The organism is Paucibacter sp. JuS9, assembly GCF_044043925.2.
Lineage (GTDB): Bacteria > Pseudomonadota > Gammaproteobacteria > Burkholderiales > Burkholderiaceae_C > JAUASW01.
In genome coordinates this window covers 1,925,186-1,940,578 of sequence record NZ_CP194172.1, presented here as the reverse complement: position 1 = coordinate 1,940,578, position 15,393 = coordinate 1,925,186, and the positions used below count along the sequence as shown (strand labels likewise).

The 15,393-nt window shown below is 65.1% G+C and carries 17 protein-coding genes; 6 read left to right on the top strand and 11 right to left on the bottom strand.

All coding sequences use genetic code 11. The annotated features are described in order from the left end of the window. Positions 1–7: 7 nt before the first annotated feature. Both ABT392_RS08625 and ABT392_RS08620 read right to left on the bottom strand, forming a co-directional pair. Positions 8–2,239, bottom strand: coding sequence for a xanthine dehydrogenase family protein molybdopterin-binding subunit (locus ABT392_RS08625; RefSeq protein ID WP_395386014.1), 2,232 nt, complete (start codon positions 2,237–2,239; stop codon positions 8–10). Further along, entirely contained in the window at positions 2,236–2,742 is a 507-nt protein-coding gene (locus ABT392_RS08620; protein WP_334276581.1) for a (2Fe-2S)-binding protein, read from the bottom strand. The genes ABT392_RS08625 and ABT392_RS08620 overlap by 4 nt, the downstream gene beginning before the upstream one ends. Positions 2,743–2,855: 113 nt before the next feature. On the opposite strand from ABT392_RS08620, the gene ABT392_RS08615 reads away from it, so the two are divergent. Beyond that, complete coding sequence (locus ABT392_RS08615) at positions 2,856–3,791, top strand: class I SAM-dependent methyltransferase (protein ID WP_395386015.1); 936 nt, start codon at positions 2,856–2,858, stop codon at positions 3,789–3,791. 35 nt (positions 3,792–3,826) lie between these two features. Here ABT392_RS08615 and aptA read toward each other — a convergent pair whose 3' ends face one another. Next, positions 3,827–5,146: an omega-aminotransferase AptA gene (aptA, locus tag ABT392_RS08610; protein ID WP_395386016.1), complete on the bottom strand. Its 1,320-nt coding sequence runs from the start codon at positions 5,144–5,146 to the stop codon at positions 3,827–3,829. A 141-nt stretch (positions 5,147–5,287) separates the two neighbouring features. Here aptA and ABT392_RS08605 point away from each other — a divergent pair, with 141 nt between their 5' ends. Continuing rightward, on the top strand, positions 5,288–5,758 hold the full coding sequence (locus ABT392_RS08605) for an Lrp/AsnC family transcriptional regulator (RefSeq protein WP_395386017.1): 471 nt from the start codon (positions 5,288–5,290) through the stop codon (positions 5,756–5,758). A 4-nt stretch (positions 5,759–5,762) separates the two neighbouring features. Here the strand turns inward: ABT392_RS08605 and ABT392_RS08600 are convergent, their stop codons facing one another. From ABT392_RS08600 to ABT392_RS08580, 5 genes are all read right to left on the bottom strand, one after another. Continuing rightward, positions 5,763–5,924: a hypothetical protein gene (locus tag ABT392_RS08600; RefSeq protein ID WP_334276586.1), complete on the bottom strand. Its 162-nt coding sequence runs from the start codon at positions 5,922–5,924 to the stop codon at positions 5,763–5,765. 134 nt (positions 5,925–6,058) lie between these two features. After that, on the bottom strand, positions 6,059–6,979 hold the full coding sequence (locus ABT392_RS08595; RefSeq protein ID WP_395386018.1) for a DMT family transporter: 921 nt from the start codon (positions 6,977–6,979) through the stop codon (positions 6,059–6,061). Positions 6,980–7,071: 92 nt separating this feature from the next. Beyond that, positions 7,072–7,761, bottom strand: coding sequence for a Bax inhibitor-1/YccA family protein (locus ABT392_RS08590; protein WP_334276588.1), 690 nt, complete (start codon positions 7,759–7,761; stop codon positions 7,072–7,074). Between the two features lie 41 nt (positions 7,762–7,802). Continuing rightward, positions 7,803–8,546 carry a TerC family protein gene (locus ABT392_RS08585; protein WP_334276589.1) on the bottom strand — a complete coding sequence of 248 codons (744 nt, stop codon included), beginning with the start codon at positions 8,544–8,546 and terminating at the stop codon, positions 7,803–7,805. A 131-nt stretch (positions 8,547–8,677) separates the two neighbouring features. Next, complete coding sequence (locus tag ABT392_RS08580) at positions 8,678–8,977, bottom strand: hypothetical protein (protein ID WP_334276590.1); 300 nt, start codon at positions 8,975–8,977, stop codon at positions 8,678–8,680. 115 nt (positions 8,978–9,092) lie between these two features. Here ABT392_RS08580 and ABT392_RS08575 point away from each other — a divergent pair, with 115 nt between their 5' ends. From ABT392_RS08575 to hslO, 4 genes are all read left to right on the top strand, one after another. Further along, the gene (locus ABT392_RS08575; protein ID WP_395386019.1) at positions 9,093–9,923 is read left to right on the top strand and encodes an SOS response-associated peptidase; all 831 of its coding nucleotides are present in this window, start codon (positions 9,093–9,095) and stop codon (positions 9,921–9,923) included. A gap of 18 nt (positions 9,924–9,941) precedes the next feature. Beyond that, a complete protein-coding gene (locus ABT392_RS08570) occupies positions 9,942–10,721 on the top strand; it encodes a ferritin-like domain-containing protein (protein WP_334276594.1) in 780 nt (259 codons plus the stop codon). Between the two features lie 70 nt (positions 10,722–10,791). Beyond that, a complete protein-coding gene (locus tag ABT392_RS08565) occupies positions 10,792–11,319 on the top strand; it encodes a gamma carbonic anhydrase family protein (RefSeq protein WP_395386020.1) in 528 nt (175 codons plus the stop codon). Continuing rightward, positions 11,316–12,269: an Hsp33 family molecular chaperone HslO gene (gene hslO, locus ABT392_RS08560; RefSeq protein WP_395386021.1), complete on the top strand. Its 954-nt coding sequence runs from the start codon at positions 11,316–11,318 to the stop codon at positions 12,267–12,269. The genes ABT392_RS08565 and hslO overlap by 4 nt, the downstream gene beginning before the upstream one ends. 44 nt (positions 12,270–12,313) lie before the next feature. Here the strand turns inward: hslO and ABT392_RS08555 are convergent, their stop codons facing one another. The 3 genes from ABT392_RS08555 to pnuC all read right to left on the bottom strand — a co-directional run bounded on the left by ABT392_RS08555 (position 12,314) and on the right by pnuC (position 15,382). Then, positions 12,314–13,996 carry a bifunctional metallophosphatase/5'-nucleotidase gene (locus ABT392_RS08555; protein ID WP_395386022.1) on the bottom strand — a complete coding sequence of 561 codons (1,683 nt, stop codon included), beginning with the start codon at positions 13,994–13,996 and terminating at the stop codon, positions 12,314–12,316. A 77-nt stretch (positions 13,997–14,073) separates the two neighbouring features. After that, positions 14,074–14,751 carry an ATP-binding protein gene (locus ABT392_RS08550; protein WP_334276600.1) on the bottom strand — a complete coding sequence of 226 codons (678 nt, stop codon included), beginning with the start codon at positions 14,749–14,751 and terminating at the stop codon, positions 14,074–14,076. After that, positions 14,744–15,382, bottom strand: a complete 639-nt coding sequence (gene pnuC / locus ABT392_RS08545) for a nicotinamide riboside transporter PnuC (RefSeq protein WP_334276601.1) — start codon at positions 15,380–15,382, stop codon at positions 14,744–14,746. Before pnuC ends, ABT392_RS08550 begins: the two co-directional genes overlap by 8 nt. Positions 15,383–15,393: the final 11 nt, after the last annotated feature.

Sequence of the window (15,393 nt, the reverse complement as noted above, 5' to 3'; positions counted from 1 at the left end):
CAGAGCTTCAGCGCCAGCTCAGATCCGTCCGGCTCAAGGGCAACTGCCGCACGCGCTTGCCCGTGGCCGCGAAGATCGCATTGCAGACCGCCGGTGCCAGCGGCGGGAAGGCGGGCTCGCCCAGGCCGGTCACCGGCTGATCGCTGCGCAGGAAATGCACCTCGATCCTGGGCGGCGTGTCGGCAATGCGCAAGAGCGGGTACTCGCCAAAATTGCCCTGCACGATGCGGCCGCGCTGGATGTCCAGCTCGGGATGCATCAGGGTGCCGAGGCCGTCGATCACCGAGCCTTCGACCTGGTTCTCGGCGCCGCTCAGGTTGACGATCTGCGAGCCGATGTCGGAGACGACGACGACCCGGTCCACCTTCAACTGGCCAGACTTTGACACCGTGACCTCGGCCACCTCGGCGATGTAGCCGCGATGGCTGAAATGGAAGGCGATGCCGGCGCCCTGGCCGCGCGGGAACTTCTTGCTGCCCCAGCCGGCCTTGGCTGCCACCTCCTTCAGCACCGCGCGCATGCGGCCCACGTTGTAGGGCGTGCCACGCTCGCCGGTACCGGGCACGAGGTCGCGCTCGCCGAGCAACTCGAGGCGGAACTCGAGCGGGTCGCGGCCGGCGGCATGGGCCAGCTCGTCGATGAAGCTGTGGAACACCCAGGCGAACACATTGCTGCCCGGCGCGCGCCAGGGACCCATGGGGATGTTGCATTCCAGCGGCGTCTGCTCGATCAGGCAGTTGGCAAGCCAGCGGCCCGGGAATTCATCGCCCGAGAGGTTGGCGCCGCTGCCCGGCTGCAGCACTGACTTGCCGTCGCGCACCACGCGGTTGGCGAAGGTGACGAAGTGGTTGTGCCAGGCCGTCAGCCTGCCTTGCGCATCGACGCCGCCACGCAGGAAGTGGAAGCCGCCGGCGCGGAAATGGTCATGGCGCAGATCGTCTTCACGGGTCCAGGTCAGTTTGACGGGCGCGGCCACGCGCTGCGCGATGGCTGCGGCTTCAACGATGAAGTCCGAGCTCAGGCGCCGGCCGAAACCGCCGCCGCTGCGCGTGATGTGCAGGGTGATCTTTTCCTTGGGAATGCCCAGGGTGTTGACCACCAGGTTCTGGCCCGAGGCCGGGTTCTGCGTTGGCGCCCAGAGTTCCAGCCTGCCATCCTTCCACCAGGCCGTGCAGTTCTGCGGCTCCATGCTCGCGTGCGAGATGAAGGGGTAGCTGTAGGCCGCTTCCACGGTCTTGGCAGCGGAGGCCAGTGCGGCATTGACATCGCCGTCCTTGCGCTGCACTTGCGTGCCAGCCTGCTTGGCGAGCGACTCGGCCTGGCGTGTGAAGCCGTCCCAGCTCTGCGTGGCTGCCGCGCCTTCATCCCATTGAACCTTGAGTTGCTTGCGCGCGCTGAAGGCCGCCCAGGTCGATTCGGCCACGATGGCAACGCCTGGCATCAGGCCGTTCAGATTGGCCGTGCCATCGATCACAAAGGCGTCCGTCACGCCCGGCAAGGCCTTGATTGCCGCCAGGTTCGCGCTTACGACCTTGCCGCCAAAGACCGGGCACTTCTCGTAAACCGCATACAGCATGCCGGGCAGTTTGATGTCGATGCCGAATAGCGGCTTGCCGGTCACGACGTCCTCGTTGTCGACGCCGCCGATGCGCTGGCCGAGCAGCTTGTAGTCCTTGGGTGACTTCAGCTTGATCGTGGCTGCAGCGGGCACGGGCAGCGTTGCGGCCTTGGCGGCCAGCGAGGCGTAGCTCAGCTTGCGCTGCGTCTTTGCGTGAACCACAAAGGAGTTCTCGGCCGCGCATTCGTCCGCCGGCACGCCCCAGGTTTCAGCCGCCGCTTGTGTGAGCAGGGTGCGGGCTGTGGCGCCGAGGCGCAGGAAGTCCTGGTAGTTTGTCGGCGTGGACGTGGAACCGCCGGCACTCTGACTGCCGTAGATCGGGTCCAGGTCGCCTTGCACGATGCGCACGTCCTGCCAATTCACGCTCAGCTCTTCGGCCAGCACCATGGGCAAGGAGGTCTTGATGCCCTGGCCGATCTCGGGCTGCTTGGAGATCAGGGTGATCACACCCTGGTCGGAGATGCTGATGAAGGCATTGGGCTTGAATGTGCTGCCCGGCGACTGCGCGGCAACCGCCGCCTGCGCAGCGTCGTTCAGGTACAGGCCCAGGACCAGGCCACCGCTGCCCAGGGCGGTGTTGCGCAGGAAAGCGCGGCGCGTGCTGCCGACGGTCTTGTTCATGCGCCCACCTTCTTGCCAGTCTTCGCGGCCGGCTGTGCCGGGGCTGCCGCGATTTCCGCGGCGCGATGGATGCCGGCGCGGATGCGGGTGTAGGTCGCACAGCGGCAGAGATTGCCGGACATGGCGCCGTCGATATCGGCGTCGGTCGGTTTCGGGTTTTCTTTGAGCAGGGCGGCAGCGCTCATCAACTGGCCGGCCTGGCAGTAGCCGCATTGCGGCACGTCCAGCTCAAGCCAGGCCAGTTGCAGCGGATGCCTGCCCTTGCCATCGAGCCCTTCGATGGTGGTGACCTGCTTGCGGCCCACCGTGGCGACCGGCGTCATGCAGGAACGCGTGGGCACGCCATTGAGGTGCACCGTGCAGGCGCCGCAGGCACCGACGCCGCAACCGTACTTGCTGCCTGTGAGGTCGAGTGCATCGCGAAGCACCCAGAGCAGCGGTGTTTCGGCGGCGACGTCCACCTCGCGCTTGGCTCCGTTGATGTTCAGGCTGTAGATGGGCATGGGCTCGGCCTCGCTGCGAAATGTGCAATGGCGCGCAGCTTAGCGCGTGCCGCGGCTGTTTGCCGGGCGGCATGCATGGGCTAAGCTCTCGCGCCCTGATCGCTGGACGCCCCATGCAAGCCCTTTTGAACGCCATCGCCACGATGGAGCTGCCCGCCACGCAAGCCCAGCGCCTGTTTCATGGCCGTGGCGGGCTGCATCCTGGCAGCGAGCAGTGGGTGCTGGACTACTTCGCGCCGGTGTGGCTACTGACCAGTTTCAAACCGGTCTCTGACGAAGAGCTTGCCGCACTGCAGGCCGCCTTGTCGGCCCGCTGGCAGCAGATCGCTCCTGACCAAGCCTTGAACCTCGTCTTCCAGTGCCGCCATGAAGGCCGCGCTGAAACGCTGCTATTGGCCGGCGCCGTGCCCGAGCCCCATGTGGTGAGCGAGGACTGCGCGCGCTTTCGCATCCATGTGCTCAAGGGCCAGAACCATGGCCTCTTCCTGGACATGGCCGAAGGCCGGCGCTGGGTGCGCGAGCATGTGGCGGCACGCAAGCGAGTCAAGGTGCTGAACCTGTTTGCCTATACCTGCGCCTTTTCGGTCGTGGCCTTGCAAGCCGGCGCGCGGCAGGTGCTCAACCTCGACATGAGCCAGGGCGCGCTGACCATCGGCCAGCAGAACCACCAGCTCAATGGCATCAGCTCTGGCGCCAGCTTCCTGGCGCATGACATCTTCAGCACCTGGGGCAAGATCACCCGCGGCGGGCCCTACGAACTGATCATCGTGGACCCGCCGAGCTACCAGAAGGGCAGCTTCGTGGCGACCAAGGACTATGCGCGCCTGATGCGCCGCCTGCCCGACCTCCTGGTGCCGGGCGGTCATGCGCTCTTGTGCCTCAACGCGCCCGAGCTGGGCCTGGCCTTCTTGCAAGACCAGATGCACGCGCTGGCGCCGGATCTTCAGTTCGTCGAGCGGGTGGCCAACCCGGCCGTCTTTGCCGATGTGTCCGAGGAACGCTCGCTCAAGGTGCTGGTCTACCGAGCGCCTGAACTCGCTCAGGCCTGAGCTCGCATTGCGACGGCTCGATTCTCTCTTGCTCCTCAGGCGGCCCGTCTCAGCGCGCCGCGCAAGGTGTCGATGATGCGGTCGATATGGGGCCGCTCGATGACCAGTGGCGGCGACAGGGCCACCGTATCACCGGTGGTGCGCACTAGCAGGCCCTTGTCCCAGCAATCGAGAAACACATTGAATGCGCGCTTGGCCGGCTCGCCAGGCAGCGGCGTCAGCTCCACACCGCCGATCAGGCCGATATTGCGGATGTCGATCACGTTGGGCTCGCCTTTCAGCGAATGCAGGCACTCGGCGAAGTAGCCCTGCATCTCGGCAGCGCGGGTGAGCAGGCCTTCATCGGCATAGGTTTCCAGCGTGCCGAGGGCAGCGGCACAGGCCAGCGGATGGGCCGAGTAGGTGTAGCCGTGGAAGAACTCGATCAGGTGTTCGGGGCCGTTCATGAAGGCGTCGTAGATGTTCTGCGTCGCGAATACCGCGCCCATGGGCACGCAGCCATTGGTGAGGCCCTTGGCCACGGTCATCAGGTCGGGTGTGACGCCGAAGGTCTGCGCCGCGAAGGGGTTGCCCGTGCGACCGAAACCGGTGATCACCTCGTCGAAGATCAGCAGAATGCCGTGCTTGTCGCAGATCTGGCGCAGGCGCTGCAGATAGCCTTGCGGCGGAATGAGCACGCCCGTTGAACCCGCAACGGGCTCGACGATCACGGCCGCGATGGTGGATGCGTCGTGCAGGGCGATCAGTTTTTCAAGATCGTCTGCGAACTCTGCGCCATGGGCCGGCTGGCCCACGCTGAAGGCATTGCGCGCTGGGTCGTGCGTGTGGCGGATGTGGTCCACGCCGCCCAGCATGGTGCCGAACATCTTGCGGTTGGCCACCATGCCGCCCACCGAGATGCCGCCGAAGTTGACGCCGTGATAGCCGCGCTCGCGGCCTATCAATCTCGTGCGCGCGCCTTCACCGCGTACGCGGTGATAGGCGATGGCCATCTTCAGCGCAGTGTCGACCGACTCCGAACCCGAGTTCGTGTAGAAAACCTTGTTGAGCCCGGCCGGCGTCAGCTGCACCAGCTTCTCGGCCAGTTCGAAGGCCTTGGGGTGGCCCATCTGGAAGGGCGGCGCGAAGTCCATCTCGGCGGCCTGCTCCTGGATCGCCTTCACGATCTTGGGCCGGTTGTGACCGGCGTTCACGCACCAGAGGCCGGCGATGCCGTCGAGGATCTGGCGGCCCTTGTCGTCGGTGAAGTACATGCCATCCGCGCGGGTCAGGAGGCGGGGTGCCTTCTTGAACTGGCGGTTGGCGGTGAAGGGCATCCAATAGGCGTCGAGATTGGCATTGAGGTCTTGGGCCATGAGGCGCTCCTGCGGGTTCCGGGGATGCGCGCAGTCTAGGCAGATCAGCGCGCAATGTGCAGGCTCATTCGACGAGGGCAAGCCCTGGTTTGAGCAATTCGCTGCGGTGGCATGATGGCCTTTTCGCAGAAAATTCGAGCAATGGCTTCAGAAGTGAAACTGGATGCGATCGACAGGGCCATCCTGCGCGAGCTGCAACAAGACGGCCGGCTCTCCAACGTGGACCTCGCCCAGCGTGTGCATCTGAGCCCTTCAGCGTGCCTGCGGCGCGTCAAGCAGCTGGAAGACAGCGGCGTGATCGATCGATACGTGGCCCTGGTCAACCCCAAGGCCGTGGGCAAGCAGGGCACGAGCTACACCATCATCAACCTCGAGCGCGTCAGCCCTGCTGCGCTGTCGGCCTTCGAGCAGGCGGTGCGCGACAGCCCGGACATTCTGGACTGCTTCTATGTGGCCGGCAGCAACGACTATCTGATCCGCTTCGCCTATCGCGATTCCGAAGATCTGGAGCGCATGCACAGCCAGGTGCTGATGCATCTGCCCGAGGTGGCGCGCTCCAATTCGATGCTGGTGCTGCGCACGATCAAGAAGACGACCGCGTTCGAACTCTGAGTGTTCAGGCTTGCTGGAGCAGGGCCACAAGAGACGTGGCGGCAAACGCGGCAAGCAGCAGAGGCAGGCCGTAGGTTTCTGTCCAGTTGCCGAAGGGCCGGTCACCGCGGGAGGGCTTGAACAGGTATTGCTGCGATTGCGTGAGGAACAGGGGGACGGTGCTCATGAATCAATTCGCTTCTTCTGAAGACCACCCGGCGGGTGGCTTGAAAAGAAGTCTCGTTGAATTCAGTGAAAACCCTATGACACTGCGTATGCGGTGTCAGAAGGTTTCGATAAAACCCCGCCGCCAAGGCCCAATCACACCGGATGGTCCAGGACCGAAGCGGGTTTGTGTCGACCCATCCTGAACAGCGGCAGCAACTGGATCACGAGCATGCTGCCCAGGATCAGCGCGCATCCGGCAAAGCCGGCAGGATTCAGGCGGTCACCCATCATCAGATAGCCGAACACCGCTGCGAACAGGGTTTCGCTCGAGAGGATGATCGCGGCGTCCGCGGCATGGGCGTAGCGTTGCGCCACGACCTGGGCGGTGAAGGCCACGCCGACTGACAGGACGCCGGTGTAGGCGATGGGGCCGGCTGCTGCAATCAAGCCCTTCAGGCTGACCGGCTCCATGAACAGGCTGTAGACCAAGGCCAGGCTGCCGCAGACCAGGAACTGGCCGCAGGCGACGAGGAAGGGGGCGGCCAGCTTGTCGGCCACGCGGCCGACAAACAGCACATGCACGGCCCAGGGCAGGGCCGAAGCGATCACCCAGAGATCACCGACGCCGATGTTCAACTCGTGCGCGCCGGAGAGCAGGAAGGCGCCCACCAGGCAGGCCAGTGCGCCCGGCCAGACCGACCAATGCGGCAACTGGCGCAGCCACAGCCAGGACAGCACCGGCACCAGGGGCACATAGAGCGCCGTCAGGAATCCCGCGTTGGTGACCGAGGTGGAGATGATGCCGACCTGTTGCAGCGCCGCGCCCGCCAGCATCAGGAGGCCCAGGCCGCCGATGTGCCTGGCGTCAGTAGCGGTGGGTGTCTTGCCCTGGCGAGCCAGTTGCTTCCATTCCCGCCAGGCCAGCGGAGCCACGACCGCGGCACCGATCAGGAAGCGCACGCCGGTGAACAGCATGGGCCCCACGTCTGCCATGCCCTGGCTCTGTGCCACGAATGCGGAGCCCCAGATCAGGGCAATGACGAGCAGCAGGAGATTGGCTTGGATGCGAGACACGGTGGCGGCAATGAAAAAGAGGGCGGGATTATCGGTCCCGCCCTCAAGTCAGGCTTTGCGCCTGGCTGCTTCAGTGGAGAAAAGCCTGCCGCTTACTCGTCGCGGCTGCCGAAGATGCCCAGCAGGGACAGCAGCGACTGGAACACGTTGTACAGGCTCAGGTAGACGCTCAGCGTGGCGGTGATGTAGTTGGTTTCTTCACCGTCCTGAACACGCTTCAGGTCATAGAGGATGAAGGCCGAGAAGATGCCGATGGCCAGCACCGACAGCGTCAACATCAAGGCGCTGCTCTGCAGGAACACGTTGGCGATGCCCGCCACGACCAGCATGATCATGCCGATGAACAAGGCCTTGCCCATGCCGGAAAGGTCGCGCTTGATCACGCTGGAGAGCGTGGCCATGCCCAGGAAGATCAGGCCGGTGCCGGTGAAGGCCGTCATGATCAGGCCAGCGCCGTTGGAGAGGCCCAGCACCGCACCGACCAGGCGCGACAGCATCAGGCCCATGAAGAAGGTGAAGGCCAGCAGGAGTGGCACGCCGGCGGCCGAGTTCTTGTTCTTCTCGATCAGGTACATGAAGCCGAAGGCGCCGGCCATGAAGACGATCAGGCCGACCATCGGCGACATGGCACGCGACAGGCCGGTGCTCACGCCGATCCAGGCACCCAGCACCGTGGGCACCATCGAGAGCGCCAGCAGCCAGTAGGTATTGCGCAGCACGCGGTTGCGCTGCGCGGCGACGCTGGCATTGCCAGCCGGGAAGGTTTGGACGTTCTGGTTCATATCAACAGCTCCTTGTTTGAAGACAAAGGGGTTCGAGAGATTCAAGCCTTGGCCCGGCGCTTGGCGCGGGCGCGGATGTTCAGGGCTTCGACGGCCAGCGAGAAGCACATGGCCGCGTAGATGTAGCCCTTGGGCACATGCTGGTCGAAGGCTTCGGCCGTCAGCGCCATGCCCACCATCACCAGGAAGGCCAGCGCCAGCACCTTGACCGAAGGATGGCGGTCGACGAACTCACCGATCGGCTTGGCTGCCACCAGCATCATCAGCACCGAGACCACCACGGCCGCCACCATCACCCAGATCTGGTCGACCATGCCCACGGCGGTGATCACCGAATCCAGCGAGAACACGATGTCGATGATCGCGATCTGGCCGATCACCATCCAGAAGGCCTTCTTGCCCGCGGCCTTCAAGGCGGCCGCATCGGCGGGCGGCGGGCCGTCCTGTTCCCTGGCCTCGACCTCCACGAAGATCTCGTGCGAAGCCTTGTAGAGCAGGAACAGGCCACCCAGCAGCAGCACCAGGTCGCGCCCGCTGATGCCCTGGCCGAGGACCGTGAACAGGTCGTCGGTCAGGCCCATCACCCAGCTGAGCGAGAACAAGAGTGCCAGGCGCGAGGCCATTGCAAAGCCCAGGCCCAGGCGACGAGCCTTGTCGCGCTGTTCGGGCGGAAGCCGGCCCACCAGGATGGAGATGAAGATGATGTTGTCGATGCCCAGGACGATTTCCAGGGCGGTCAACATCGCAAAGGCGATCCAGAGGTTGGGGTCGAGCAGCAGTTCCATGGGTTCGGGTGGTTGGCGTCCGAGGCGGCCTGAGCCAAGGGCTCTGGACAACGGTCGGGCGCCGACGAGGCAAGTGAAGGTAAGGGCAAGGATAGGCCAGGCGCGCTAGGCGACGGCCGGGCGGCGCTGATTCAGGCCGCGCGTGGTGGGCGCTTGGGCCCTTTGAGGAAGGGCGCGGCCGGCAGCGGGCTGTCGGCTTGGGCGGGCAGGCAGAAGGCACTGCGCGGGATCAGGCTGGCGCCTGGGGCGGTGACGGCTTCCGATGCTTCAAAGCCGGCTTCGCCGCCGTTCATATCGTCGCTGCCGTCCCTGCCATCGTCCAGCGCGACTTGCAGCGTGCTGCCAACGCCCAATTCGGGCCCGGCAACGGCCGTGCCTGCGCTCAGGAAGAGCAGGCTCAGCATCAGGATGGCGACAAGGCGTTGGATCACGGAGCGCATTTTACCTGGGCGCGGCCGTGCTTGCAGGAAACTGCCCGCACGGGTGCGTACGGGTGCGCAGGAGGAGCCGCTAGCATGGGGTCCTGTCGTTGAAGAATGCCAAAGCATGTGCTCAAACTACAAGCCGGTCACGCTGCAGGATCGCCTGCTCGCGCACTTTGGCGTGGTCCGCCCTGACGAGGTGGAGCCGCCCGAGTTCACGGCCGTGGGCATGCAGGCGCCGTTCATTGTCCGTGCCAGCCATCGTGAGCAATTGGCCAAGGCCTGCCTCATCGGCCTGTTCGGACTGCTGCCGGAGTGGGCCGAGAACCTGGCCTTTGGTCGCAAGACCTACAACTGCCGCTCCGAAACGAAGACGAGCAAGCCAAGCTTCAGGAAGGCTTGGCAAACCGAGCACCGCTGCGTGATACCGGCCGAGCTGCTGTACGAGCCATGCTATGAGTCGGGGGATCCGGTTCGGTGGGCGATCAAGCGGCTGGACGGCGGCCCCATCGGCGTGGCCGGCCTGTGGGGCGTCTGGCACGACGCCAAGGGCCAGGAAATCCTGAGTTTCACCATGCTGACGGTGAACGCAGACGACCACGCCCTCTACCGGCGCTTTCATGCGCCGCAAGACGAGAAGCGCATGCCAGTGATCCTGCATGAAAGGGACTACGACGACTGGCTGCACTGCTCGAACGAGGAGGCGGAGAAGTACCTTGTTCAGTATCCTGCCGAGCTCTTGCATGCCTATCCCGAGCCCTTGCCATGGAAGGACTTGCCCGAGCCCAAGGCCTGGGCGTCAGCGCCCGACATGTTTGCCGACGAGTGGCGCGAGGCATCCACAAACCCCAAGGCCCGGATGCTGAAGGCGCGCCAGGCCAGGTCGAGGCCAGGCGCGGCACCGAAGACTGACAAGCCGGCAGACGAGGGTCCGCAATCGGGCGATCTGTTCTAGCTTTTCTACAATCGGCGGATGAGTTCCCTGAGAGAAAGCACACTGGCGCCACTGCTGGAGCGAGACGCGCTTGAAAAGGTTCGCCTGGCCCTTGCGCTGGATGCTTCCCAGCCTGTCGATGCGGCTGCAAGACTCGTTGAGCCAGCAGGCATTCCGGGGCGTCCGGCCAGGCCGGTGCTGGTGACGCACAAGGGCTTGACGCATGGGTCGCTGCGCACCGTCGAAGGTCGTGCCGCGCTGATCCACTCCATCGCGCACATCGAGCTGAACGCGGTCGATCTGGCCGTTGACGTCTGCTGGCGCTTCGATGGCATGCCCGAGCAGTTCTACCGCGACTGGGTGGCCATCGCCAAGGAAGAAGCGCTGCACTTCACGCTCTTGCGTGAGCACCTGGTCGCGATGGGTTTCGACTACGGCTCCTTCGATGCGCACAACGCGCTTTGGGAAATGGCCGAGCGCACCAAGCACGACATCCTGGCGCGCATCGCACTGGTGCCGCGCACGCTGGAAGCACGGGGCTTGGACGCCTCGCCGGCCGTGAAACGCAAGCTCGTGGGTGCCGGCGACCACCGGGCCGGTGAAATCCTGGACCTGATCCTGCGCGACGAGATCGGGCACGTCGCCTGCGGCAATCGCTGGTACCGATACCTGTGCCAGCAGCGTGGCCTGGATCCTGTCAGCACCTACGCCGAGCTGGCGGAGAAGTACGAAGCGCCGAAGCTGCGGGCACCGTTCAATCTGGAGGCCCGGCGCTTGGCTGGCTTCGATGAAGCGGAGTTGACTGCGCTGCAGACCTGAACTCAAGGATCCGTCCGTAAAATCGTTACTTTGCGCGGCGTCAGCCCTGCGCGTGTCGGGAGCACAAGCAATGGCCGTTTATCAACTGGGCGAGTGGCAGCCCGATGTCGCCGACTCGGCCTGGGTGGCCGAGAGTGCGCAGGTGATCGGCCGCGTGACGCTGGCGGAAGATGTCAGCATCTGGTTCAACGCGGTCTTGCGTGGCGATTCCGATTCCCTGCATATCGGCCGCGGCAGCAATGTCCAGGATGGCTCGGTGCTTCATGCCGACCACGGTTTTCCGCTCACGCTGGGCGAAGGCGTCACGGTGGGCCACCAGGTCATGCTGCATGGCTGCACGGTTGGCGACTATTCCCTGATCGGCATCGGCGCCGTGGTGCTGAACGGCGCGCGCATCGGCAGGAACTGCCTGGTGGGTGCCGGCTCGCTGGTTACCGAAGGCAAGGAGTTCCCGGACGGCTCGCTGATCATGGGCAGCCCTGCCAAGGTGGTACGCGAATTGACCGCCGAGCAAATGGCCGGGTTCAAGGCCAGCGCCGAACACTACATCGCGAATGGCCGCCGCTATGCGGCCGAATTGAAGAAGATTGCCGAATGAGTGAATTGCACAAATTCTTGTTTGAAGGTCTGCCGGTGCGCGGCCTGCTGGTGCGTCTGACCGAAGGGTGGCGCGAGGTGCTGAAGCGACGCGAGTCCAGTGGTGCCTTTCCGACCGAGGTGCGCGAGCTGCTCGGCGAAATGACGGCGGCCAGCGTGCTGATGCAGGCCAACATCAAGTTCAATGGTTCGCTGGTGATGCAGGTGATGGGCGATGGCCCCCTGAAGCTGATCGTGGCCGAGGCCCGGCCTGACCTCACTTTTCGCGCCACCGCCAAGGTGGTGGGCGACGTGCCGGCCGGCGCCGGCTTGCAGCAAATGCTCAATGTCCATGGCAAGGGCCGCTGCGCGATCACGCTGGACCCGCTGAACAAGCTGCCGGGCCAGCAGCCCTACCAGGGCGTGGTGTCGCTGCACGGCCAGGAGCATGAGCCGCTGCAAAGCCTTGCGGATGTGCTCGGCAACTACATGCTGCAGTCCGAGCAGCTCGATACCAAGCTGGTCCTGGCCGCGAACGACGAGATCGCCGCAGGTCTGCTGATTCAGCATCTGCCGATCGAAGGCGAAGGCAATCTGCAGGGCAAGAAGGCCAGTGCCGAAGACATCGCCGACGCCTTCAATCGCATGGCCACGCTGGCTTCATCGCTGACGCGCGAGGAGCTCCTGACGCTGGATGCAGACACCTTGCTGCGTCGGCTCTACTGGCAGGAGGGTCTGCAGCGTTTTGAGCCCACCGAGCCGCGCTTTGCCTGCAGTTGCTCGCGCCCGCGAGTGGGCCAGATGCTCAAGGGCCTGGGTCGCGAGGAAATCGACTCGGTGCTGGCCGAACGCGGCGACGTGGAAGTGGGTTGCGACTTCTGCGGCTTGCAATACAGCTTCGACGCCGTCGATGTGGGTGAGCTGTTCTCGGACAAGGCGGCGCAGTCCGGCGGCAGCAGCACGATGCAGTAAGTCCCGCCCCGGCGCCGCGCCGCACCGGGCCAGCTGCCGTGTCGTCAGTCGATGCGACGCACCCGGTCCATGAGGGGCGCGCGCACCGGTTCGCCGGTCTTCTCGAGATACTCGATCACCACTTCCAGGTCGGAGCGACCGATCTGAGGCGCCTTGCCGGCAGCAAAGCTGGTGTAGCCGTCGCCACCGGTGCTCAGATAGTCATTGGTCGTGACGCGGTAGATCGCCTTTGGATCGATCAGCTTGCCGTTCAGCATCATGGTCTCGGGCAGTACGCGCTGGCCCACGGGTCGCTTGCCGTCCCAGCTGTAGCTGAAGCCCTTGGACACCGGCAGTGGCGAATTGCGCTGGGTGGGCGGGCGCCATTGCTGCTCCAGCACCCGGCGCAGTTCCTCGCCGGTCAGGCTCACGGTGACCAGTTCGTTCTTGAAGGGCTGGGCGGCATAGACGTCGCCAAATGTGATCGAACCATCACCACGCAGAACCAGGCCGCGGCGCACGCCGGTCTGGTTGACCAAGGCAAGGTGGGCGCCGCCCTGTTCGGGCGCCGCGGTGGCATCCAGGTAGGCATCGGCAATCAGCTGGCCCATGGGGCTGACGCCGGTGCGGTCAGCCTCCTGCGCGATGGTTTCGTGGATGCGGGCAACCACCCGATTGATCAGTGAAGCAGACTGCGCTTGGTAGGCAGCCAGGAGGCTGGTCTGCTCAGGGTCCTTGGCGTAGAGCGCAGTGTCGACCACTTCGTTGCGCGCTTCAGCCGAGATGAGCTTGCGGGTCTTGGGGTCGAGCTTGAGGTCGATGGCGGAAACCAGCGTGCCATAGCGCTCTGCACTGGTCACCAGGCGGCCGTCGAAGCGGCAGACATAGGAGCGGTGGGTGTGGCCACTGATCACCAGGCCAACCGCCGGATCCAGCTTCTTCACCAGGCCGACAATGGCGCCCGACAGACTGGGGCATTCATTGGGGCCGCCGCTCGGGTAGCCGCCTTCATGGATCAGCAGCACAAAGGCTTCCACGCCCTGGGTCCGCAGTTCGGGCAGCAGCTTGTGGACCGTCTCGACTTCATCGTCAAAGCGCAGGCCTTGCGCCGCGGCCGGGCTGATCAGCTCCGGCGTGCCGCGCAGCGCCATGCCGATGAAGGCCACCGGGATGCCGTCGAAGCGCCGGATCTCGTAGGGCGGCAGCACGGGCTTGCCGGTCTTCAGGTTGATGGTGCTGGCGGCCAGGTACTTGTAGCCAGCGCCCTTGAAGGGCTCGGGGCCTTTGCAGCCGTCCTTGGGATGGCAGCCGCCGTTCTGCTTGCGCAGCAGTTCGTCCAGGCCATTGTCGAACTCGTGATTGCCGACCGCGCTCAGCTCCAGCCCCATCAGGCTCAGCGATCGGATGGTCGGCTCGTCATTGAAAAGCGCCGACAGCAGTGGGCTGGCGCCCACCAGATCTCCGGCCGCGACGAAGACGCTGTGGCGTTGGCCATCCCGCAGTTGCTTGACCAAGGTGGCCATGTGCTCGGCGCCACCGGCATTGACGTGAATCTTCTTGCCCGGATTGCCCGGATCCGGCAGGGCGATGCCCTCGCGAGGCGGCATCACATTGCCATGGAAATCATTGATTGCCAGGAGGCGCACGTTGACCGGCGCGGTCGGCACTTCCTGCCGTGTGGCACAGCCGGCGAGCACGGCGGCGGCAAGCGCAAGAGACAGGGGGCGGCGAAGAAGGGGCTTCAGCATGGACGACATCCGGGCGGCGGAACTGCAGATTCTAGGGACCAAACGTTTGCCCTTTGTGTCGGAGCGGCGGATCGTGTTCAGCGGGGGCGCTCTGCGAGCAAGCGATGTTCGCACTCGGGCTGGTCGCACTGCTCGCACGGCCAGCGCCAGGGCTTTTGCGCGGCCTGCTGCGCCTGCAGGCGGCTGAACAGGCCGGCCGTTCGATCCGGCCGGGCGAGCAGGGGCGAGAGCACGTCCAGCGCGGCTTCCAGGCGCCTTTCCCCATGGCCACCGATGAGCGACCAGGCCAGTCCCGCGTCCAGCAGGCTACGCCGGATCAGGGCGTCGACCGGCGCCTGTACTTCCGGACTCTGGCGTTGATGCCCATCGGCCACCCAGGGCAGGTCCAGTGCCGTGAGCAGCGTCAGCGAGCAGTGCTGCTGGAAGCGCAGCGCTTCGCTGTAAAGGGAGCGGTCGCCGAAGATGAATTCACTGTAGACCGCCGTCATCAGCGGGGTGGTGTCGCAGATGACCAGCTCGTGCGACTGGCCGGCCAGCTCGATGCGACGAGCCTGCTCGGCAGCGATGCCGGCCTGCTCCTCCTGGCGCGGCGTGCGCCCCTCATGCGAGCACCAGTCGCGCAGCCATTCGCCGATCAGGGCACATCGCAAGCCCTCCGCCGAGAGCCTTTCATGCAAGGCCTGTGCAAGCGTTGACTTGCCACTGCTCTCGGCGCCGACGATGGCGACGATCAGCGGTGGACCGCGATCAGGCATGGGCCGTCTTGATCAGCTGGCGCTGCCAGGCGCGCCAGCCGGCCATCGACATGGGGATGAACACAGCGTAGAGCACCACCGTCAACCAGTAGCCCTTGTAGGCGAACAGCGCCACGCTGACCGTGTTGACGATGATCCATACGCTCCAGTTCTCTTGGTACTTGCGGCCCAGCAGCCATTGGCCGAGCAGGCTGGCGACGGTGGGGAAGGCGTCCCAGTAGGGCACGGTGGAATCGGTCTGGCGGGCCAGGAACAGGCCGAGTGCAGGCCAGGCCAGCAGCGTCAGTGCAATCGCGGTGAGGCGACCGCGAGGGCTCAGGAGTCGAACGCGCAGCGCGCTACCGTCGTCGGCCGTGCCACGCAGCCATTGCCACCAGCCCCAGATGGAGAGTGCGGCAAACACCAGCTGCAGCGAGGCTTCACCGTAGAGCTTGCCGCTCCAGAACAGCAGGAAGTAGAGCAGTGAGCTGATGAACGCGAGCGGCCAGGCCAGCGCATGGACCCGCATATTGCAGATCACCATCCAGACCGCGAGCACGAAGGCAATGAGCTCGGCCCAGGTGATCGGGCTGCCCAGCAATTCAAACGCGGACGCAAACAGTGGTTGCAGCGAGAGCAGCAGGGCGTCCATCGCGAACCAGG

Coding starts and splice junctions, on each gene's coding strand:
- ABT392_RS08600 (WP_334276586.1), bottom strand. CDS start 5,924: ATGAGCACCGTCCCCCTGTTCCTCACGCAATCGCAGCAATACCTGTTC.
- ABT392_RS08570 (WP_334276594.1), top strand. CDS start 9,942: ATGAGTTCCCTGAGAGAAAGCACACTGGCGCCACTGCTGGAGCGAGAC.
- ABT392_RS08555 (WP_395386022.1), bottom strand. CDS start 13,996: ATGCTGAAGCCCCTTCTTCGCCGCCCCCTGTCTCTTGCGCTTGCCGCC.
- ABT392_RS08620 (WP_334276581.1), bottom strand. CDS start 2,742: ATGCCCATCTACAGCCTGAACATCAACGGAGCCAAGCGCGAGGTGGAC.
- ABT392_RS08590 (WP_334276588.1), bottom strand. CDS start 7,761: ATGAACCAGAACGTCCAAACCTTCCCGGCTGGCAATGCCAGCGTCGCC.
- aptA (WP_395386016.1), bottom strand. CDS start 5,146: ATGGCCCAAGACCTCAATGCCAATCTCGACGCCTATTGGATGCCCTTC.
- pnuC (WP_334276601.1), bottom strand. CDS start 15,382: ATGGACGCCCTGCTGCTCTCGCTGCAACCACTGTTTGCGTCCGCGTTT.
- ABT392_RS08550 (WP_334276600.1), bottom strand. CDS start 14,751: ATGCCTGATCGCGGTCCACCGCTGATCGTCGCCATCGTCGGCGCCGAG.
- ABT392_RS08625 (WP_395386014.1), bottom strand. CDS start 2,239: ATGAACAAGACCGTCGGCAGCACGCGCCGCGCTTTCCTGCGCAACACC.
- hslO (WP_395386021.1), top strand. CDS start 11,316: ATGAGTGAATTGCACAAATTCTTGTTTGAAGGTCTGCCGGTGCGCGGC.
- ABT392_RS08575 (WP_395386019.1), top strand. CDS start 9,093: ATGTGCTCAAACTACAAGCCGGTCACGCTGCAGGATCGCCTGCTCGCG.
- ABT392_RS08585 (WP_334276589.1), bottom strand. CDS start 8,546: ATGGAACTGCTGCTCGACCCCAACCTCTGGATCGCCTTTGCGATGTTG.
- ABT392_RS08605 (WP_395386017.1), top strand. CDS start 5,288: ATGGCTTCAGAAGTGAAACTGGATGCGATCGACAGGGCCATCCTGCGC.
- ABT392_RS08615 (WP_395386015.1), top strand. CDS start 2,856: ATGCAAGCCCTTTTGAACGCCATCGCCACGATGGAGCTGCCCGCCACG.
- ABT392_RS08565 (WP_395386020.1), top strand. CDS start 10,792: ATGGCCGTTTATCAACTGGGCGAGTGGCAGCCCGATGTCGCCGACTCG.